Annotated in this window: 15 protein-coding genes and 1 pseudogene; 12 read left to right on the top strand and 4 right to left on the bottom strand. The window is 73.3% G+C overall.

The features are described 5' to 3' along the window. Positions 1-250 precede the first annotated feature (250 nt). The 8 genes from SL103_RS27350 (at position 251) to SL103_RS27315 (ending at position 8,796) form a co-directional block, all read left to right on the top strand. A complete protein-coding gene (locus tag SL103_RS27350) occupies positions 251-925 on the top strand; it encodes a response regulator (RefSeq protein ID WP_033267414.1) in 675 nt (224 codons plus the stop codon). 92 nt (positions 926-1,017) lie between these two features. Further along, entirely contained in the window at positions 1,018-3,786 is a 2,769-nt protein-coding gene (locus SL103_RS27345) for a DNA translocase FtsK (protein ID WP_208869966.1), read from the top strand. Between the two features lie 223 nt (positions 3,787-4,009). After that, on the top strand, positions 4,010-4,813 hold the full coding sequence (locus SL103_RS27340) for a helix-turn-helix domain-containing protein (RefSeq protein ID WP_033267412.1): 804 nt from the start codon (positions 4,010-4,012) through the stop codon (positions 4,811-4,813). A gap of 106 nt (positions 4,814-4,919) precedes the next feature. Beyond that, a complete protein-coding gene (rimO, locus tag SL103_RS27335; RefSeq protein WP_069571589.1) occupies positions 4,920-6,416 on the top strand; it encodes a 30S ribosomal protein S12 methylthiotransferase RimO in 1,497 nt (498 codons plus the stop codon). Beyond that, positions 6,413-7,084, top strand: a complete 672-nt coding sequence (gene pgsA, locus SL103_RS27330) for a CDP-diacylglycerol--glycerol-3-phosphate 3-phosphatidyltransferase (RefSeq protein WP_069571588.1) — start codon at positions 6,413-6,415, stop codon at positions 7,082-7,084. The genes rimO and pgsA overlap by 4 nt, the downstream gene beginning before the upstream one ends. Further along, positions 7,081-7,617 carry a CinA family protein gene (locus SL103_RS27325; protein WP_069571587.1) on the top strand — a complete coding sequence of 179 codons (537 nt, stop codon included), beginning with the start codon at positions 7,081-7,083 and terminating at the stop codon, positions 7,615-7,617. The genes pgsA and SL103_RS27325 overlap by 4 nt, the downstream gene beginning before the upstream one ends. A 94-nt stretch (positions 7,618-7,711) precedes the next feature. Beyond that, on the top strand, positions 7,712-8,095 hold the full coding sequence (locus SL103_RS27320; RefSeq protein WP_069571586.1) for a helix-turn-helix domain-containing protein: 384 nt from the start codon (positions 7,712-7,714) through the stop codon (positions 8,093-8,095). 227 nt (positions 8,096-8,322) lie between these two features. Then, positions 8,323-8,796 carry a Dps family protein gene (locus SL103_RS27315; RefSeq protein WP_069571585.1) on the top strand — a complete coding sequence of 158 codons (474 nt, stop codon included), beginning with the start codon at positions 8,323-8,325 and terminating at the stop codon, positions 8,794-8,796. Positions 8,797-9,204: 408 nt separating this feature from the next. Here SL103_RS27315 and SL103_RS27310 read toward each other — a convergent pair. From SL103_RS27310 to SL103_RS27300, 3 genes and pseudogenes are all read right to left on the bottom strand, one after another. Beyond that, positions 9,205-10,016 (bottom strand): annotated as a pseudogene (locus tag SL103_RS27310) (SDR family NAD(P)-dependent oxidoreductase). 32 nt (positions 10,017-10,048) lie between these two features. Continuing rightward, complete coding sequence (locus tag SL103_RS27305; protein ID WP_069571584.1) at positions 10,049-10,867, bottom strand: Fpg/Nei family DNA glycosylase; 819 nt, start codon at positions 10,865-10,867, stop codon at positions 10,049-10,051. 121 nt (positions 10,868-10,988) lie between these two features. Beyond that, positions 10,989-15,761 carry a DEAD/DEAH box helicase gene (locus tag SL103_RS27300; RefSeq protein WP_069574162.1) on the bottom strand — a complete coding sequence of 1,591 codons (4,773 nt, stop codon included), beginning with the start codon at positions 15,759-15,761 and terminating at the stop codon, positions 10,989-10,991. A gap of 124 nt (positions 15,762-15,885) precedes the next feature. Here SL103_RS27300 and SL103_RS27295 point away from each other — a divergent pair, with 124 nt between their 5' ends. From SL103_RS27295 to SL103_RS27285, 3 genes are all read left to right on the top strand, one after another. Next, positions 15,886-16,794: a helix-turn-helix transcriptional regulator gene (locus tag SL103_RS27295; RefSeq protein WP_079146309.1), complete on the top strand. Its 909-nt coding sequence runs from the start codon at positions 15,886-15,888 to the stop codon at positions 16,792-16,794. Between the two features lie 102 nt (positions 16,795-16,896). Then, positions 16,897-17,679 carry an AzlC family ABC transporter permease gene (locus SL103_RS27290; protein ID WP_099055463.1) on the top strand — a complete coding sequence of 261 codons (783 nt, stop codon included), beginning with the start codon at positions 16,897-16,899 and terminating at the stop codon, positions 17,677-17,679. Beyond that, on the top strand, positions 17,676-17,984 hold the full coding sequence (locus tag SL103_RS27285) for an AzlD domain-containing protein (protein ID WP_069571583.1): 309 nt from the start codon (positions 17,676-17,678) through the stop codon (positions 17,982-17,984). Before SL103_RS27290 ends, SL103_RS27285 begins: the two co-directional genes overlap by 4 nt. Before the next feature lie 23 nt (positions 17,985-18,007). Here the strand turns inward: SL103_RS27285 and SL103_RS27280 are convergent, their stop codons facing one another. Beyond that, complete coding sequence (locus SL103_RS27280; RefSeq protein WP_069571582.1) at positions 18,008-18,931, bottom strand: hypothetical protein; 924 nt, start codon at positions 18,929-18,931, stop codon at positions 18,008-18,010. A 78-nt stretch (positions 18,932-19,009) separates the two neighbouring features. On the opposite strand from SL103_RS27280, the gene SL103_RS27275 reads away from it, so the two are divergent. Continuing rightward, positions 19,010-19,204, top strand: coding sequence for a DUF3046 domain-containing protein (locus tag SL103_RS27275; protein ID WP_033267401.1), 195 nt, complete (start codon positions 19,010-19,012; stop codon positions 19,202-19,204). Positions 19,205-19,408 lie beyond the last annotated feature (204 nt).

Raw genomic sequence — 19,408 nt, 5'->3', positions numbered from 1 at the left:
CGACAGTATGGGAGCCGAAAGAGGATCATCGCGTGCTGACTGAGTGTTGCCGCGGACGTGTGGAAGTGCAGGATCCGGGGAACCTTCTCGTCTCTGTCTGCGTTTCTGCTACGTGCACAGTGACATCGCGGTGACAGGGTGTGGCGACAGGCGGGGTGCAGCTACCATGACCGGCACAAGGACGGGCGGCGTTACGGAGTCGTCCCCTGGGGCGGCGTCCGGTTCGATGCCGGGGCGAGGAGGACGGGCCATGGTGCAGAAGGCCAAGATCCTCCTGGTCGATGACCGGCCGGAGAATCTGCTGGCGCTGGAGGCGATCCTCTCCGCGCTCGATCAGACACTGGTGCGGGCATCGTCCGGGGAGGAAGCGCTCAAAGCACTGCTCACGGACGATTTCGCGGTGATTCTGCTCGATGTGCAGATGCCGGGTATGGACGGTTTCGAGACCGCCGCGCACATCAAGCGGCGGGAGCGCACCCGCGACATCCCGATCATCTTCCTCACGGCCATCAACCACGGCCCGCACCACACGTTCCGCGGCTACGCGGCCGGCGCGGTGGACTACATCTCCAAGCCGTTCGACCCGTGGGTGCTGCGCGCGAAGGTCTCGGTCTTCGTCGAGCTGTACATGAAGAACTGCCAACTGCGGGAGCAGGCTTCGCTGCTGCGGCTCCAGCTGGAGGGCGGCCGGCCGAGCGCCGACGAGGCGAAGGAGTCCGCGGGGCTGCTCGCCGAGCTCTCCGCGCGACTGGCCGCCGTCGAGGAGCAGGCCGAGGCGCTCTCCAAACAGCTGGACGAGTCGGCGGACGCGGCCGCGGTGGCCACCGCGGCCCATCTGGAGCGCAAGCTGACCGGCCTGCGCCGGGCCCTGGACGCCCTGGAACCGGGGACGGCGGGGAACACCGGCGGGGTCCCCGCGAGCTGACTGACGCCCCCTCATGAGGCGGCCGGGCGACACGTTTGGGTGAAGGGCCGTGCGCTCGTGTCATGCCCGCGTTCGCCTGTAATCTCGTCGCCATGGCCTCACGTACGTCCGGCAAGGGAACCCAGAGCACGGCGGGCCCCTCGAAGCAGCGCGCCGGACGGTCCGGGGGCGCGGCCAAGAAGACCGCTGCGAAGAAGGCGCCCGCGAAGCCACCGGTCAAGAAGACGGCGGCGAAGCGGGCTCCGGCCAAGAAGGCGGCCGCCAAGAAGGCCGCGCCGCGACCGGCACCGTCCCCGACCGGCGGCGTCTACCGCCTCGCCCGCGCCTGCTGGCTGGGTCTCGCCCACGCCATCGGCGCGATGTTCCGCGGGATGGGGCAGGGCGCGAAGAACCTCGACCCGGCGCACCGCAAGGACGGGCTGGCGCTGGGGCTGCTCGGGCTGGCGCTGGTGATCGCCGCCGGTACCTGGTCCAACCTCTCGGGGCCGGTCGGTGATCTCGTCGAGCTCCTGGTGACCGGCGCGTTCGGGCGACTGGACCTGGTCGTACCGATACTGCTGGGCGGCATCGCGCTGCGGCTCATCCGGCACCCCGAGAAGCCGGAGGCCAACGGCCGGATCGTCATCGGGCTCTCCGCGCTGGTGATCGGCATCCTCGGGCAGGTCGCGATGGCCTGCGGCTCGCCGGGCCGCGGCGACGGCCTCGCCGCCATACAGGACGCCGGCGGCTACGTCGGGTGGGTCGCCTCCAAGCCGCTGATCTTCACCGTCGGCATGACCCTGGCGGTGGCGCTGCTGGCGCTGCTGACCCTGTTCGGGCTGCTGGTCGTCACCGCGACGCCGGTGAACGCCATCCCGCAGCGGCTGCGGGCGCTCGGCGTGCGGCTCGGCGTACTGCACCCCCTGGAGCCCGTGGCGGACTTCGACGAGGTCGAGGAGCACGCCGAGGAGTGGCGTGAGCAGCCGGCGCGCAGGGCCCGGCGCGGCGCGGCGGCGGCGCCCGCGGCGAACGACCCGGACGCCATAGAGGAGGCGGCGCTGGCCAAGCGGCGGCGGCCGCGCCGGACCGACCGGCCCGCCGCGGACCGGCCGAGGGACGCGGTGGACGTCGCCGCCGCGGCCGCCGCCGCGCTGGACGGCGCGGTGCTGCACGGCGTCCAGCCCTCCCCGCTCGTCGCGGGCCTGAGCAGCAGCGTCTCCGGCGAGCTCCGGGACCACGACCAGGACGACGACAGCGCGCACTCCGGCACGGTCCCGCCGGCCCGTGGGGCGGAGCCCGGGCCGGCGGCGGGGGAGCGCACCCCGGCCGTACCGGACTTCACCAAGGCGCCGCCCGAGCCGTCCGGCGAGCTGCCGGCGCGCGCCGAGCAGCTCCAGCTGTCCGGCGACATCACCTACTCGCTGCCCTCGCTGGACCTGCTCGCGCGTGGCGGCCCCGGCAAGACCCGCAGCGCCGCGAACGACGCCATAGTGACCGCGCTGACCACGGTCTTCCAGGAATTCAAGGTCGACGCCGCGGTCACCGGCTTCACCCGCGGCCCGACGGTGACCCGCTACGAGGTCGAGCTGGGCCCGGCCGTCAAGGTCGAGAAGATCACCGCGCTGGCGAAGAACATCGCCTACGCCGTGGCCAGCCCCGACGTCCGCATCATCAGCCCCATCCCAGGCAAGTCCGCGGTCGGCATCGAGATCCCCAACACCGACCGCGAGATGGTCAACCTCGGCGACGTGCTGCGGCTGGCGGACGCGGCGGGCGACGAGCATCCGATGCTGGTGGCGCTGGGCAAGGACGTCGAGGGCGGCTACGTCATGGCCAACATGACGAAGATGCCGCACGTGCTCGTCGCCGGCGCCACCGGCTCCGGCAAGTCGTCCTGCATCAACTGCTTGATCACCTCGGTCATGGTGCGGGCCACGCCGGAGGACGTCCGGATGGTGCTGGTCGACCCCAAGCGGGTCGAGCTCACCGCGTACGAGGGCATCCCGCACCTGATCACGCCGATCATCACCAATCCCAAGCGGGCCGCCGAGGCGCTGCAGTGGGTGGTGCGCGAGATGGACCTGCGCTACGACGATCTCGCGGCGTACGGCTTCCGGCACATCGACGACTTCAACGCGGCGGTCCGCAGCGGCAAGGTCAGCTCGCCCGAGGGCAGCGAGCGGGAGCTGGCGCCGTACCCGTACCTGCTGGTGATCGTCGACGAGCTGGCGGACCTGATGATGGTGGCGCCGCGCGATGTGGAGGACTCCATCGTCCGGATCACCCAGCTCGCCCGGGCGGCCGGTATCCACCTGGTGCTCGCCACCCAGCGGCCCTCGGTCGACGTCGTCACGGGCCTGATCAAGGCCAATGTGCCCTCCCGGCTCGCGTTCGCCACCTCCTCGCTGGCCGACAGCCGGGTCATCCTCGACCAGCCGGGCGCCGAGAAGCTGATCGGCAAGGGCGACGGGCTGTTCCTGCCGATGGGCGCCAACAAGCCGGTCCGTATGCAGGGCGCCTTCGTGACGGAGGCCGAGGTCGCGGCCGTCGTCCAGCACTGCAAGGACCAGATGGCGCCGGTCTTCCGCGACGACGTCACGGTCGGCACGGCGAAGAAGAAGGAGATCGACGAGGACATCGGCGATGACCTCGATCTGCTGTGTCAGGCCGCTGAGCTGGTGGTTTCCACCCAGTTCGGGTCGACCTCGATGCTCCAGCGCAAGCTGCGGGTGGGGTTCGCCAAGGCCGGGCGGCTGATGGACCTGATGGAGTCACGCAACATCGTCGGGCCGAGCGAGGGCTCCAAGGCACGTGACGTTCTGGTGAAGCCTGATGAATTGGACGGAGTCCTGGCGGTGATCCGGGGGCAGGCTACCGAGTAGCACGCACATCCGGGTCACCCGTACGAGAGAAGAAAGCAACCGTTTCTCCTGCCGAAACGTCAAGTTGAGGGAGGCGAGGGAACGATGCCGCAACATCAACCCGCTTGGCACCCCGCGGGCGTTCCGATGGCGTACAAACACCGCTCTCCCGCTTGCCCGACCCTTTCGCTCCACCCCTAGACTGAACTTCCAGCAGGTGGCTACACGCTCGAAAGGCGCCCCCGTGTCCATCGGCAACTCCCCCGAAGCAGACCGGCCTTCCGTCGGTCGTGCCATTCAGCAGGCCCGTATCGGAGCGGGACTGACCGTCGAAGAGGTCAGTACGACGACGCGGGTGCGCATTCCCATCGTTCAGGCGATCGAGCAGGACGACTTCTCGCGCTGCGGCGGTGACGTCTACGCCCGCGGACACATCAGAACGCTCGCCCGCGCCGTCTCCCTCGACCCCCGCCCGCTGATCGACCAGTTCGACGCCGAGCACGGCGGGCGGCCCACCCCGACCGAGCTCGCCGCCCCGATCTTCGAAGCCGAACGGATCCGCTCCGAGCCGCGCCGCCCGAACTGGACGGCCGCCATGATCGCCGCGATCGTCGCGGTGGTGGGCTTCGCCGGCTTCACGCTCTTCACCGGCGGGGACAAGAGCAACAACGGCCCCATCGCGGCCGGCGACGCCCACGCGAAGGCGCCGGCCCCCACCCGCCATCCCTCGACGATCAAGCCGCCGCTTCCCGAGCCCTCCGACAGCGCGGTCGCCGGCCTGCCCAAGGACAAGGTGACGATCAAGGTCACCGCCCGCGACGGGCAGAGCTGGGTCTCGGCCAAGGACGCCAACGGCAAGCTGCTGGAGGACAGCCTGCTGAAGAAGGGCGAGTCCAAGACGATCACCGACAAGAAGCGGATCGACCTGGTCCTCGGCAACGCCCCGGCCGTACAGCTGTACGTCAACGGCAAGGAAGTCAAGCAGATCGGTGAGAAGGGCCCGGTGGAGCGGCTCAGCTACACGCCGGGCGACCCGCAGGCGGGCTGAGCGCCGCCGCCGCGGAGCGAGTCCGCCGCCCGGCCCGGGACGCCCGGTGCGGGCGGCGGAGACCTGCGCGCCGAGGGTGTCTCCGGGACGAAGTAGGCTGAGCCCCATGCCCGAACGCCGCACTGTCGCCCTTGTCACCCTTGGCTGCGCCCGTAACGAGGTGGACTCGGAGGAGCTCGCAGGCCGCCTGGCGGCGGACGGCTGGGAGCTGGTCGAGGAAGCCGCCGATGCCGATGTCGCCGTCGTCAACACCTGCGGCTTCGTCGAGGCCGCCAAGAAGGACTCCGTCGATGCCCTGCTGGAAGCCAACGATCTGAAGGCCGCGGCGCGTGAAGGAGGCGGCAGAACCCAGGCCGTGGTGGCCGTCGGCTGCATGGCCGAGCGCTACGGCAAGGAGCTCGCCGAGGCGCTGCCCGAGGCCGACGGCGTGCTCGGCTTCGACGACTACAGCGACATCTCCGACCGGCTGCAGACCATCCTGAGCGGCGGCATCCACGCCGCGCACACCCCGCGCGACCGGCGCAAGCTGCTGCCGATCAGCCCGGCCGAACGCCAGACCGCCGACGTCGCACTGCCCGGCCACGCCCAGGACACCCCGCCCGAGGACCTGCCGGAGGGCATCGCGCCGGCGTCCGGGCCGCGCGCGCCGCTGCGCCGCCGGCTCGACTCCAGCCCGGTGGCCTCGGTGAAGCTGGCCTCCGGCTGCGACCGGCGCTGCTCGTTCTGCGCCATCCCGTCCTTCCGGGGCTCCTTCATCTCCCGCCGCCCCTCGGACGTGCTGGGGGAGACCCGCTGGCTGGCCGAGCAGGGCGTCAAGGAGGTCATGCTGGTCTCCGAGAACAACACCTCCTACGGCAAGGACCTCGGCGACATCCGCCTGCTGGAGACGCTGCTGCCGGAGCTGGCCGCCGTCGACGGCATCGAGCGGATCCGCGTCAGCTACCTCCAGCCGGCCGAGATGCGACCGGGTCTGATCGATGTGCTGACCGGTACCGACAAGGTGGCGCCGTACTTCGACCTGTCCTTCCAGCACTCGGCGCCCGGTGTGCTGCGTTCCATGCGGCGCTTCGGCGGCACCGACAGCTTCCTGGAACTGCTGGAGACGATCCGTACGAAGGCGCCGCAGGCCGGCGCCCGCTCCAACTTCATCGTCGGCTTCCCCGGGGAGAGCGAGAGCGACCTGGCGGAGCTGGAGCGCTTCATCACCGAGGCCCGGCTCGACGCCATCGGGGTCTTCGGCTACTCCGACGAGGACGGCACCGAGGCCGCCTCGTACGAGAACAAGGTCGACCCGGACGAGGTCGCCGAGCGGCTGGCCCGGGTGTCGCGGCTGGCCGAGGAGCTGACCGCGCAGCGTGCCGAGGAGCGGGTCGGGGAGACCGTGCGGGTGCTGGTCGACCGGATCGACGAGGAGGACGGCGTCGTCGGGCGGGCCGCGCACCAGGCACCGGAGACGGACGGCGTCACTCTGCTCTCGACCGGCCAGGAGCTTTCGCCCGGTCGTATGGTCGAAGCAAAGGTCGTGTCGAGCGAGGGTGTGGACCTCGTGGCCGAGGTGCTGTCGGTGGACGGCGCGGCGTGTACCGAGGAGGCGGGCAGATGACCGGAGTCCCGGCTTCCGCAGCTGGTGGCCCGCGCACGGCGCCGGCCGTTCGGCAGGCCGGGCTGTGGAACATCGCCAACGTCCTGACGATGCTGCGGCTGGTGCTGGTCCCGGCGTTCGTCGTGCTGCTGATGCACGACAACGGGACCGACCAGGCATGGCGTGCCTTCGCCTGGGCCGCCTTCGCTGTCGCCATGATCACCGATGTCTTCGACGGGCATCTGGCGCGCACGTACAACCTGGTCACCGACTTCGGCAAGATCGCCGACCCGATCGCGGACAAGGCGATCATGGGCGCCGCGCTGATCTGCCTGTCGGTGCTGGGCGATCTGCCCTGGTGGGTGACGGGCGTGATCCTCTTCCGCGAGCTCGGCATCACGCTGATGCGGTTCTGGGTGATCAAGCACGGGGTCATTCCGGCCAGTCGTGGGGGCAAGATCAAGACATTGGCGCAGGGCACCGCGGTCGGTATGTACGTCCTGGTGCTGACCGGTCCGCTGGCGACCTTCCGCTGGTGGGTGATGGCGGTCGCCGTGGTGCTGACGGTCGCCACCGGACTGGACTACGTACGCCAGGCCGTGGTGCTGCGCCGGGCCGGTCTGGCCAGGGAGCGCGCGGAGCGGGCCGAGCAGGCGGCGGAAGCGGCCGAACGGGACGCCGGCCGGTGAGCGCGCCGGGTTCTGTGGCCGCCGGGGCGCTGGAGCTGCTCGCCGGGCGCGGACAGAGCCTGGCGGTGGCCGAGTCCCTGACCGGTGGCCTGGTGGCGGGCGCGCTGACCGCCGTCCCCGGGGCCTCGCGGGTGCTGCGCGGCTCGGTCACGGCGTACGCCACCGATCTCAAGCGGGAGCTGCTGGGCGTCGACGGCGCCCTGCTGGCCGCGCGCGGCGCGGTGGACGCCGAGGTCGCGCGACAGATGGCGGAGGGCGTCCGGCGGGTGCTGGGTGCCGATTGGGGCATCGCGACGACCGGGGTGGCCGGCCCCGAGCCGCAGGACGGGCAGCCGGTGGGCACCGTCTTCGTGGCGGTGTGCGGCCCGGGCGGCGCCGGGGAGGTGCGCCGGCTGGCGCTGGCCGGGGATCGCGACCGGATCCGCCGCGACACCATCGACGCGGTGCTCGCACTGTTGTTGAGCGAACTGACAGAAAATGCGCGGGCACAGGATACGGAACAACACGGGGGGAATGGATGTTTGCAGCCATGAGTGAACACGTACTCGCTCCCGGCACGGCCGCGGCCCGAGGCGGTACGGTGGGGCGAGAAGGATCCGGATCCGAGGTCCGAGGAGGGAGCCAGCGATGATTCTGCTTCGTCGCCTGCTGGGTGACGTGCTGCGCCGACAGCGTCAGCGCCAGGGCCGAACCCTGCGCGAGGTCTCTTCCTCCGCCCGGGTATCGCTCGGCTATTTGTCCGAGGTCGAGAGGGGCCAGAAGGAAGCGTCCTCCGAGCTGCTCTCGGCGATCTGTGACGCGTTGGACGTGCGCATGTCCGAGCTCATGCGGGAGGTCAGCGACGAGCTGGCGCTCGCGGAGCTGGCAGCGTCCGCGGCCGCGAGCGACCCGGTGCCGGCGCCGGTGCGGCCGAAGTTCAATTCGGTGTCTGTCACGTCCTTGGCCGGTGTGCCGGAGGAGCGCGTGACCATCAAGTCCCCGGCCGACGTCGTGGATGTCGTCGCGGCCTGACACCCCTGTTCGTACGCATCGAGCCCCGGCGGGCAGCAGCCCGCCGGGGCTTTGTGCTGCCCGGGTCCCGAGGGGCGGCGTGGTGCGGGGGAGCGCTCGGCCGGTCCGCTCGGGCCGCCCAGAACGGACGATTCATTTGTACGATGGCGAAATCGGACAAATCCCCGATCGGTATCGGTCGATCGTCCCTCGCCCGTCCGAGCACCCGCCCGAACAGGAGTATCCGGATGTCAGTCGTCAAGAGCACGCTGTCCGACGAGGACCGCGGCGTCGTCGGGAACGCGCTGCAGGGAGCCCTCGTCGATCTCGTCGACCTCTCGCTCGTCGCCAAGCAGGTGCACTGGAACGTCATCGGCCCCCGCTTCCGCTCCATACATCTCCAGCTGGACGAGGTGGTGGCCATCGCCCGCACGCACACCGACACGGTGGCCGAGCGGGCGTCCGCGATCGGTGTGTCCCCGGATGGCCGGGCCGCCACCGTCGCCAAGACCAGTGGGATCACCGAGGTGCAGGACGGCTGGATCAAGGACGGTGAGGTGGTGCGGACGATGGTGAGCGCGCTGGGCGCGGTCATCGGCAGGATGCGCGAGCGGATCACCGCCACCGAGAAGCCGGACCCGGTCAGTCAGGACATCCTCATCGGCCTCACCGCCGACCTGGAGAAGCACCGCTGGATGTTCCAGGCGGAGGCCCATCACTGACCGGAGTCCGCGGTGACGCCCGCGCGCCGGAAGTGCGCCGGTGCGCTCTCCCCGCCGACGGCGGGCCCGTCTAGCGTCGGCCGGAGGAGGCATCCATGGCGTGGCGTGCAGCGGCGGCCCGCGGGCCGGACCGGCCCCCGGCCCCTGAGCCGGGCGGCCGGCGTCCGCGGGCCGTGCCGGGCCGCCGGATATCCGTCGTCCTGGCCGGAGGGCTGTGGTGGTGGGCCGCGGTCCGGCTGGTGGTGTGGCCGCAATCGGCGGGTGTGGTCGAGGGGGCCGTGGTGGTGGGCGGCTGGGGGCTCAGCCTGCTGCCGGTGCACTGCGTACCGTGCACGGGGCGGGGCGACGGCGTCTGGCGGCGCGTGGTCGTCCGGGGGGTGCGGGGAGTGCGGGCGGTCCGCGGGGCGCTCACCAGGGCATGGCGACGCCGCCGTTCGGGCGCAGGATCTGGCCCGTCGTGAACGACGAGGCGTCCGAGGCCAGGTGGAGCACGGCGTGTGCGATGTCCTCCGGCTCTCCCACCCGCCCCAGCGGTGACATCCGGATCATCGGCCGCTCCGCCTGCTGCCGCGCCTCGGCGGAGTGCCGCTCGGTCATCGCCGTACGCACCCAGCCCGGGGCGACGGCGTTGACGCGGATGCCGTACCGCCCGACCTCCGTCGCCAGGGTTCGGGTGAGCTGGACGACGGCGGCCTTGGCGACGCCGTAGCAGAGCAGGCCGGGGGCGCCGGTGTCGATCGCGCCGGAGGCCATGGTCACGATGGAACCACCGCGCCCGCCGGCGATCATGGCGCGGGCGGCCTCCTGGCAGCCGTACAGCACACCCTTGAAGTTGGTGTCCCAGACCCGGTCCAGGTCCGCGTCCTCGGTCTCCAGCACGGGGGCGGAGTGCATGATCCCGGCGATGTTCGCCATCACGTCGAGGCGGCCGGAGTCCCGGCGGGCCGTTTCGACGACGGCGGCGACCCGATCGCGCCGGGTGACGTCGAGGGGGTGCGCGAACGCGGTGCCGCCGGACGCGGTGAGCGCCGCGGCGGTCGCCTCGGCGCCCGGTGCGTCCAGGTCGGCGCAGTGGACGGTGGCGCCGGCCTCCGCGAGGAGGGCGGCGGTGGCCCGGCCGATCCCTCCCCCACTGCCTGAAGGGCGTGGGAGGTGCCCCCAGCCGCACCGGTGACGAGTGCGGTGCGGCCCGTGAGGTCGTACGCCGTGACAGGCGGCATGGCGCCAGGGTAGGGAGAAATCTGACGGGCCGTCAATAAGTGGGCGGTCGGTCTCCGGGCGCGGGCCGGCCGGGCTGGCAGGCCGGGCACCAGTAGGTGACCCGTTCCTCCGCCGTGGGGTCCTGGTCGGCGGCGCACACCGTCGTACCGCAGCGCAGGCAGGGTCGGCCGGCCCGGCCGTAGACCCACAGCCGGCGGTCGGGGCGGGCGCTGGGCGTGGTGGTACGGGCGGTACGCCGCTTGTTGGCCTCCAGCAGTTTCTTGGCGAGCGCGGGCGCCCGCGCCGGTTCCGGGAGCTCCCCCAGGGGGAGCCAGGGGGAGGCGCGCAGCAGGAAGCACAACTCGGACTTGAAGACGTTGCCGATCCCGGCGAGATTGCGCTGGTCGAGCAGGGCCTCGCCGAGCGGCCTGGCGGGGTCGGCGCGCAGCCGGCGCAGCGCCTCCTCGGGGTCCCAGTCCGGGCCGAGGAGGTCAGGACCGAGGTGGCCGACCACCCGGGGCTCGTCGTCGGTGCGCAGCAGGTCGAGGACGGGCAGGCGGTAGCCGACCGCGGTGTGCTCGGCGGTACCGAGGACCGCCCTGATCTGGTGGGCCGGGCCGCCGCGCCAGCGCTCGTCGGGGCGGTAGATCTTCCAGGCGCCGTCCATCCGCAGATGGGAGTGGAGGGTCAGGCCGCCCTCGAAGCGGGTGAGGAGGTGCTTGCCCCGGGAGAGCACCTCCAGCACGTCGCGGCCGGCGAGATCCACGGTCGCGAGCCGCGGCACCCGCAGATCGCAGCGGGTCAGCGGGCGGCCGGCCAGCGCTTCGTGGAGCCGCTGGGCCAAGCGCCAGACGGTGTCACCTTCGGGCATGCCACCATCATGCCGGGAGCCGGGAGCCGGGAGCCGGGAGCCGGGAGCCGGGAGCCGGGAGCCGGGAGCCGGGAGCCGGGAGCCGGGAGCCGGGAGCCGGGGCGCGCGGAGGCCGGCGAGGTTATCCGCGCAGGCGCAGCCCACGGGGGGTCGGGTGGAAGCCGGCGGACTCCAGGGTGGCGGAGAACGGGGACGTCAGGGCCGCTGTGCCGTTGATGCGCTCGGTGGTGACGGTGCCGAGAGCGCCGGCCCGGGCGGCGTCGATGAGGGCCTCGACGGCGAGCTGGACGCGGGGGTCGGTGGGCGCCTGATCATGGCCGAGGGGCCAGATGAGCAGGGTCTTGCCGCCGCGCTCCATGTAGAGCGTCAGCTCGCCGTCCACCAGGACGACCAGGGAGCCGGCCTTGCGGCCCGGCTTGTGGGTCGAGCCCTCGGGCGGGTCGGGCCAGGAGAGGGCGGCACCGTAGGCGTTGGCCGGGTCGGCGGCGGCCAGCACGACCGCGCGCTGCGGACCGCCGCGCCGCGCCTGCCCCGGGTCGCCGTCCGGCAGGGTGTCGCCCGCGGTGCGCTCCCGTTGGGTGCTGACCGCACGCAGCCGGTCCACCGCACCGTCCATGGCGAACTGGGCGGCGCCCAGCCCCTCGACGACGTAGCCGCGGCGGGCCTGCCCGGACTCCTCGAACGCCGCGAGCACCCGGTACGCGGCGGAGAACCCGCCCTCGACCCCCTCGGCGGACACCGCGCCGCGGGTGACGATGCCGTGCCGGTCGAGGAGCGCGCGGGCCAGGGCATGGGCGCGGTGCGTGGCGTCGGTCTCGGGGTGCGGCAGCAGCGACCAGCGGCCCCCGACGGTCGGCGGGCCGGAGCGGGAGGCGGTCGGGCGGCCGACGCGCCCCGCGGTCAGCGCGCCTCCCCCGTGCGCCCATCTGCCGCGCGGGACCGCACGCCGGGCGCGATGCGCGGTCGAGCCCGCCGTACGGCCCGAGCCGAGGAGGGCGCGCAGCGGGGCGAGGGTGTCGTTGGTCAGCCGCCCCGACCAGGCCAGGTCCCACAGCGCGTCGGCCAGTTGGACGTCGGTGGCCTCGGGGTGGGTGGTGGCGCGGACCTGGTCGGCGAGCTGGCGGAAGAACAGGCCGTACCCGGGGGAGAGCGCGGCCAGCAGCGACTCGTGCACCGCGGACAGTTCCAGCGGGAGCGGTGGGGGGAGCAGCAGCGGGGCGGCGTCGGCGAGATGCAGGGAGAGCCAGCCGTCCTTGCCGGGGAGGGCGCCCGCGCCGGCCCACAACACCTCCCCGGTGGCGGTCAGTTCGTCCAGCAGGGCGGGGGTGTAGCCGCCGACGCGGGACGGCAGCACCAGCTTCTCCAGCGCGGAGGCCGGCACCGGCGCGCCCTGCAACTGCTCGATGGCGCGCACCAGTCCGTCGATACCGCGCAGGCTGTGCGAGGCGCCGGCGAGCGGCGCCGGTGTCCCGCTCACGGTGGCCGGACGCGGCGGGCCGACATGCTGCCACTGGGGGAGGAAGGCGGCGAGCGAGGCCGGCGGCACCGGCTCCAGCTCCTCGCGCAGCGCGGCCAGCGAACGCCGCCGCAGCCTGCGCAGCACCTGGGCGTCGCACCACTCCTGGCCGATGCCCGCGGGGTGGAACTCGCCCTGGACGACCCGGCCGGCGGCCGCGAGGTGGTGCAGCGCGCCGTCGGTGACGGCCGTGCCGAGGCCGAAGCGGGCGGCCGCCTGCTCGGAGGTGAACGGACCGTGCGTACGGGCATACCGGGACAGCAGATCGCCCAGCGGGTCCTTGACCGGCTCCGTGAACGACTCCGGGACGCCGACCGGCAGCGCCGTGCCCAGGGCGTCGCGGAGCCGGCCGGCGTCCTCGATTGCGGCCCAGTGCTCGGCGCCGGCGATCCGCACCGAAATGGCGCGGCGGGCGGCGGCCAGCTCCCCGGCCCAGGCCGGATCCGCGCCGCGCTCGACCAGCTCGGCGTCGGTCAGCGGGCCCAGCAGCCGCAGGACGTCCGCGACGCCCTCGACGTCCTTGACCCGCCGGTCGTCCGTGCGCCACTGGAGCTCGCGCTCCAGCTCCGTGAGCACCTCGGCGTCCAGCAGCTCGCGCAGCTCCGCCTGGCCCAGCAGCTCGGCCAGCAGCCGGGAATCCAGGGACAGCGCGGCCGCGCGGCGCTCGGCGAGCGGGGAGTCGCCCTCGTAGAGGAACTGGGCGACGTAGCCGAACAGCAGCGAGCGCGCGAACGGCGACGGTTCGGGGGTGGTGACCTCCACCAGGCGCACCCGGCGTGCCTCGATGTCGCCCATCAGCTCCGTCAGGCCCGGTACGTCGAAGACGTCCTGCAGGCACTCGCGGACGGCCTCCAGCACGATCGGGAAGGAGCCGAACTCACTGGCCACCTGGAGGAGCTGGGCGGCGCGCTGGCGCTGCTGCCACAGCGGGGTGCGCTTGCCGGGGTTGCGCCGCGGCAGCAGCAGGGCGCGCGCCGCGCACTCCCGGAACCGGGAGGCGAACAGCGCGGACCCGCCCACCTGGTCCGTGACGACCTGGTCGATCTCACCCTGGTCGAAGGCCACATCGGCGGCCCCCACGGGGGACTGCTCGGGGTCGTACTCCGTGCCGCGGGCGGCGAGACCCGGGTCGGTGGACGGATCGAACCCGCCGTCCCCGTCCAGCAGATCGAGCCCCATGAGGTCGGCGTCCGGCAGCCGCAGCACGATGCCGTCGTCGGCGTGCATCACCTGGGCGTCCATGCCGTAGCGCTCGGCGAGACGGGCGCCGAGGGCCAGGGCCCAGGGGGCGTGGACCTGTGCCCCGAAGGGGGAGTGGATGACCACCCGCCAGTCGCCCAGCTCGTCGCGGAACCGCTCGACGACGATCGTGCGGTCGTCGGGGACGTGGCCGCAGGACTGCCTCTGCTCGGCGAGGTAGCTCAGGACGTTGGAGACCGCCCAGTCGTCCAGCCCGGCGGCGGCCAGCCGGGCGCCGGCGTCCTCGGGGGCCAGCGAGCCGATCTCGCGGAGGAACGCGCCCAGCGCACGGCCCAGTTCGAGGGGGCGGCCGAGCTGGTCGCCCTTCCAGAAGGGCAGCCGGCCCGGCACCCCGGGGGCGGGCGTGACCAGGACCCGGTCCCGGGTGATGTCCTCGATGCGCCAGGACGTCGTGCCGAGCGTGAAGACATCGCCGACGCGGGACTCGTAGACCATCTCCTCGTCGAGCTCGCCCACCCGGCGGCCGCCGCCCTTGCCGTCGCCGCCCGCCAGGAACACCCCGAACAGGCCGCGGTCGGGGATCGTGCCGCCGGAGGTGACGGCCAGCCGCTGAGCCCCGGGACGGCCGGTGACGGTCTGTGCGACGCGGTCCCACACCAGGCGCGGGCGCAGCTCGGCGAAGGCGTCCGACGGGTAGCGGCCGGCGAGCATGTCCAGCACGGCCGTGTACGCCGACTCGGGGAGCGCGGCGAACGGGGCGGCCCGCCGTACGACGGTCAGCAGCTCCTCCACGTCCCAGGTGTCCATCGCGGCCATGGCGACGAGCTGCTGGGCGAGGACGTCCAGCGGATTGGCAGGCACCCGCAGCGCCTCGATGGCGCCCGAGCGCATCCGCTCGGTGACCACGGCCGCCTGCACCAGATCCCCGCGGTACTTGGGGAAGACGATGCCCGTCGAGACCGCGCCGACCTGGTGCCCGGCCCGGCCGACCCGTTGCAGACCGGAGGCGACCGACGGGGGCGACTCCACCTGGACGACCAGATCCACCGCGCCCATGTCGATGCCCAGCTCCAGGCTGGACGTGGCGACCACCGCCGGCAGCCGGCCCGCCTTCAGGTCCTCCTCGACCTGGGCGCGCTGCTCCTTGGACACCGAGCCGTGGTGCGCACGGGCCAGCAGCGGCGGCGCCCCCTTGGCGGCACCGGCCTCGGCCATCAGCTCCGCGGGGGAGTGGTGCTCGGGCAGGGCCTCGCCCGTGGCCCGCTCGTAGGCGATTTCGTTGAGGCGGTTGCACAGCCGCTCCGCCAGCCGGCGGGAGTTGGCGAAGACGATCGTGGAGCGATGGGCCTGGACGAGATCGGCGATCCGCTCCTCGACCTGTGGCCAGATGGACGGCTTCTCGCCGCTCTCGCCCTCCTGGGCCGGTGCGCCGCCCAACTCGCCCATGTCCTCCACCGGGACGACCACCGAGAGGTCGAAGCGCTTCCCCGACGGCGGCTGCACGATCTCCACCCGACGCCGCGGCGACAGATAGCGGGCCACCTCCTCCACCGGGCGCACCGTCGCCGACAGCCCGATCCGGCGCGCCGGACGTTCCAGCAGCTCGTCCAACCGCTCCAGGGACAGCGCCAGATGCGCGCCGCGCTTCGTGCCGGCGACGGCATGGACCTCGTCCAGGATCACCGTCTCGACACCGGCCAGCGCCTCCCGGGCCGAGGACGTCAGCATCAGGAACAGCGACTCGGGGGTCGTGATGAGGATGTCCGGCGGGCGATTGGCGATCGCCCGCCGCTCGGCGGGCGGGGTGTCGCCGGAACGGATGCCGACCGTGATCTCCGGCTCCGGCAGCCCGCGACGGACCGACTCCTGGCGGATGCCCGTCAGCGGGCTGCGCAGATTGCGCTCCACATCGACGGCCAGCGCCTTCAGCGGCGAGACGTACAGCACCCGGCAGCGCTTCTTCGGGTCCGCCGGCGGCGGGGTGCTCGCCAGCGCGTCCAGCGACGCGAGGAACGCGGCGAGGGTCTTCCCGGAGCCCGTCGGCGCCACCACCAGGACGTCCGAACCCGCCCCGATCGCCTGCCAGGCGCCCTCCTGCGCCGCGGTGGGCGCGCTGAACGCCCCGGCGAACCATCCGCGGGTCGCGGGGGAGAACGAATCGAGCGCTGCCTTGGCCATGTCCTCCATCGTGCACCGGACCACTGACAACGCGGCCGCGCGCACGCCGCCGGCCGGGCCCGGGCGGGCCGTCCACACCCCGGACGCGCAGGTCGCGGGGCCCGGGGCGGGCGCAGAATGGGCCATGAGCACGGGCACGGGAAGGGGAACGGCCGACGGGGGCGGGACGGCCGCCGAGGCCCTGCCCGCCCCGGCGGCGGACGCCACCCCGCGGGCGCGCGGAGAGTGGGCGCGGCACTGGCGGTACGCCGGGCTGCCCGGACTCGACCTGCTGCGCGCCCGCTACGTGCGGCACTCCTTCCCCCGCCACGCCCACGACGGCTACGTCGTCTGCGCGGTCACCTCCGGCATCGAGGAGGTGGGCCTCCAGAAGGGCACCGTCCGGGCCGGCCACGGCGGCATCATCATGATCAACCCGGAGGTCGCGCACACCGCGCGGGCCGGCGCCCCCGAGGGCTGGGCGTACGCCACCCTCTACCCGTCGTCCGAGGTCGTCACGGAGATCGCCGAGGAGACCACGGCATTGCGCGGCACCGCGGGCTTCACCGAGACCGTCGCCGAGAACCCCCAGCTCGCCCGCATGATCACCGAGGTCCACCGAGCCGCCGAATCCGGTAACGCCCTCGCCGCCGACAGCCTGCTGCGGATCACCGTCGCCCGGCTGCTGCGCCACTACGGAGGCCCGCTCCCGTCGCGTACGCCCCGCAGCGCCGGCGCACGGACCGCCGCCCGCGCCCGGGCCGTCCTGGAGGAGCGGATGGCCGCCCCGCCGTCCCTGGAAGCGCTGGCCCAGGAGCTGGGCACCAGCCCCTTCGCGCTGCTGCGGGCCTTCAAGGCCGCCTACGGGATGCCCCCGCACACCTGGCTGACCGACGCCCGGGTACGCCGGGCCCGCGGGCTCCTGGAGGCCGGCACCTCCCCCGTCGACACCGCGCTGGCGGTGGGTTTCAGCGACCAGCCCCACCTGAACCGCCACTTCACCCGGATCGTGGGCGTACCGCCGGGCGCCTATCGGAGGGAGCGTTCGGCATAGGAGGGTGCGCGGTGGCGCGGGCGCAGCGGGCGCGTGCCGATACGCCGGCCCGGTGGCGCGGTGGCGCAAGAACGTACAAGACCATGACGGGCCCGCGCTCCTATGGTCCGAGGCGTGTCAGAACAGACAGAGATACGCAGCACGGAGCGGCCCGTGCCACCGCAGCCGGCCGCCCCCGCGAAGCCCGACTCCGCCGTGATCAGGGACGCCCTCGGCGTCGGCGTCGCCGTCGGCCTCTCCGGCTTCGCCTTCGGCGTGACCTCGGCCGGCGCCGGCCTCAGCCTCCTGCAGACCTGCGCCCTCAGCCTGCTGGTGTTCACCGGGGCCTCGCAGTTCGCCCTGGTGGGCGCCCTCGCGGCCGGCGGCAACCCGCTGACTGCCGCGGCCGGGGCCTTCTTCCTGGGAGCCCGCAACGCGTTCTACGGGCTGCGGCTCTCCGCCGTCCTCGGCTACCGGGCCGCGCTCAAGCCCCTGGCGGCCCACTGGGTCATCGACGAAACCACCGCCGTCACCCTGGCCCAGCCCGACCGCCGCAGCGCCCGGCTGGGCTTCACCGTCACCGGGCTGACCCTCTACGTCCTGTGGAACCTCACCACATTCGTCGGCGCCCTCGGTGCCGAGGCCCTCGGCGACACCCGGGCCTGGGGCCTGGACGCCGCCAGCCCCGCGGTCTTCCTGGCGCTGCTCGCGCCGATGCTGCGGACCACCGTCGAGCGCGTGGCGGCGGGTCTGGCCGTGGTCCTGGTCATGGTGACGCTGCCGCTGCTGCCCACCGGCGTACCCGTGCTGGTCTCGGCACTCGCCGCGCCCGCCGTCCTCGTCGTGCAGGGACGCCGCGAACGGGTCACGGAGAACCGCACCGCCACCGGGGAGGACCGCTCATGAACGTCTGGATCGCGATCGTCGTCACCGCCGTCGGCTGCTACCTGGTCAAGTACCTGGGCCTGTCGGCCCCCGCCGGCGTACTGGAGCGCCCGCTCGTCAAGCGGCTGGCGGCGCTCCTCCCGGTGGCCCTGCTCGCCGCCCTCACCGCCCAGCAGACCTTCAGCGACGGCGGGTCCCTGGTGCTCGACGCCAAGGCCGCCGGGGTCGCCGCCGCGGCCGTGGCGCTCGTGCTGCGCGCACCGTTCCTGCTCGTCGTCGGGGTCGCGGTGGTCGTCACCGCGGGGGTGCGGGCACTGGGCGGGTGACCGCACCCGAGCCGGCCCGGTGGTCAGTCGAGCGCCCGCCCGTACGCCCGTAGGGTGAGCAGCGCCCTGAGCGTCACCATCGGGCGGCTCTCCAGTGCCGTCCCCGGTGCCCACGCGCGCCAGTTGATCGGCCACCCGCCGTCCGCCTCCTGGAGCGCCGACAGGTGGTCCAGCGCCCGGGCCATCTCCTCGTCGGTGAACCAGCCGCGGGCCAGCGAACCGGGTGCGGGCGCGAAGTCGTACGCCAGGTGGTGCTCCCCGGGGGCGTACCCCTGCGCCACCGGGACGTCGTCGGCGCGGTCCGGGTCGAGCAGGACCAGCCCCTGCTCCCGTACGAGCCGGCCCAGCCGCTCGGCCGCCGCGGCGGCCCGCGGCCGGTCCGGGGCGCCGTCCAGGAAGGCCACCGCCGCCTCGACCTCGTACGGGTGGGTCTCCTTCAGGGACTCCACGGTCGCCCAGCAGTAGTCCGTGGCGCGGAACAGCCAGGCGTGCCAGACCTCGTTGCGGTGCAGCAGTCCCACCACCGGGCCGGTGGCCAGCAGCGCGCTGGGCGGATTGTCGACCACCGGGATCCACGGCGCGGCCGGATAGCCGCGCAAGGAGGGGTGCAGCGCCGGCAGCGCGCCCTCCGGGGTCGAGATCTTCGTCAGATAGCGGCAGATGCGCTCCACCTGGCGGCCGTCGCAGCGCCCGATCAGATCGAGGACCTTCAGGGCGTGCGCGGTGTGCAGCGGCTGGCTGACCGGGCCGCGCAGATCGGGCTCCAGGGCGTGGCCGTAGCCGTCGTCGTCGTTGCGGTACGCGCTCAGCGCGGTCTCGACCGGGTCCGCCCCGCCGCCGAGGAAGTGGTACTCGAAGAGCCGCTGCTCGAGCACCCTGGCGGTCAGCCAGACGAAGCGCTCGGCGCGCGCCAGAGGGGTCGAAGAGGGGCTTGGGTTTTCGGCCATGGCCCGACCGTAGGGCCGAAATCTCCCGGGGACACCGGCTCGTGCCCCGCTGCCCTCCCAGGGCGGGATACTGGAGGCATGCGGTTGACGGTCTTCTGGGAGCGGATGGCGGATCACTTCGGTGCGGCCTACGCCGACTCCTTCGCGCGCGATCATGTGATGTCCGAGCTCGGCGGCCGGACCGTCAACGAGGCGCTGGACGCGGGCTGGGGCGCCAAAGAGGTGTGGCGGGTGGTCTGCTCGGTGATGAACGTGCCCTCCGACAAGCGCTGAGCGGGACGGCCCGGGCACCGGGGCGGTCGGACGGGGAAGATCATCCGCGAGCGGACCGGCGGCCCGTCCGGGAGGCGGGGGCGCACGGCCCGTGACCGGGACTGTCGGCGCGGTGCGCGACACTGGGCAGCGTGCCCGTTTCTGATGAGATCACCAGCAACGACGTCCCGCGGCCCGATGAGCGGCTCGCGGACCGGCCGGAGC

It is taken from the genome of Streptomyces lydicus (genome assembly GCF_001729485.1).
Lineage (GTDB): Bacteria > Actinomycetota > Actinomycetes > Streptomycetales > Streptomycetaceae > Streptomyces > Streptomyces lydicus_D.
This window is presented reverse-complemented; position numbering and strand designations above follow the sequence as displayed.

Coding starts and splice junctions, on each gene's coding strand:
- SL103_RS27300 (WP_069574162.1), bottom strand. CDS start 15,761: ATGGCCAAGGCAGCGCTCGATTCGTTCTCCCCCGCGACCCGCGGATGG.
- SL103_RS27315 (WP_069571585.1), top strand. CDS start 8,323: ATGTCAGTCGTCAAGAGCACGCTGTCCGACGAGGACCGCGGCGTCGTC.
- pgsA (WP_069571588.1), top strand. CDS start 6,413: ATGACCGGAGTCCCGGCTTCCGCAGCTGGTGGCCCGCGCACGGCGCCG.
- SL103_RS27305 (WP_069571584.1), bottom strand. CDS start 10,867: ATGCCCGAAGGTGACACCGTCTGGCGCTTGGCCCAGCGGCTCCACGAA.
- SL103_RS27280 (WP_069571582.1), bottom strand. CDS start 18,931: ATGGCCGAAAACCCAAGCCCCTCTTCGACCCCTCTGGCGCGCGCCGAG.
- SL103_RS27275 (WP_033267401.1), top strand. CDS start 19,010: ATGCGGTTGACGGTCTTCTGGGAGCGGATGGCGGATCACTTCGGTGCG.
- SL103_RS27320 (WP_069571586.1), top strand. CDS start 7,712: ATGATTCTGCTTCGTCGCCTGCTGGGTGACGTGCTGCGCCGACAGCGT.
- SL103_RS27290 (WP_099055463.1), top strand. CDS start 16,897: ATGGTCCGAGGCGTGTCAGAACAGACAGAGATACGCAGCACGGAGCGG.
- SL103_RS27350 (WP_033267414.1), top strand. CDS start 251: ATGGTGCAGAAGGCCAAGATCCTCCTGGTCGATGACCGGCCGGAGAAT.
- rimO (WP_069571589.1), top strand. CDS start 4,920: ATGCCCGAACGCCGCACTGTCGCCCTTGTCACCCTTGGCTGCGCCCGT.
- SL103_RS27285 (WP_069571583.1), top strand. CDS start 17,676: ATGAACGTCTGGATCGCGATCGTCGTCACCGCCGTCGGCTGCTACCTG.
- SL103_RS27295 (WP_079146309.1), top strand. CDS start 15,886: ATGAGCACGGGCACGGGAAGGGGAACGGCCGACGGGGGCGGGACGGCC.
- SL103_RS27345 (WP_208869966.1), top strand. CDS start 1,018: ATGGCCTCACGTACGTCCGGCAAGGGAACCCAGAGCACGGCGGGCCCC.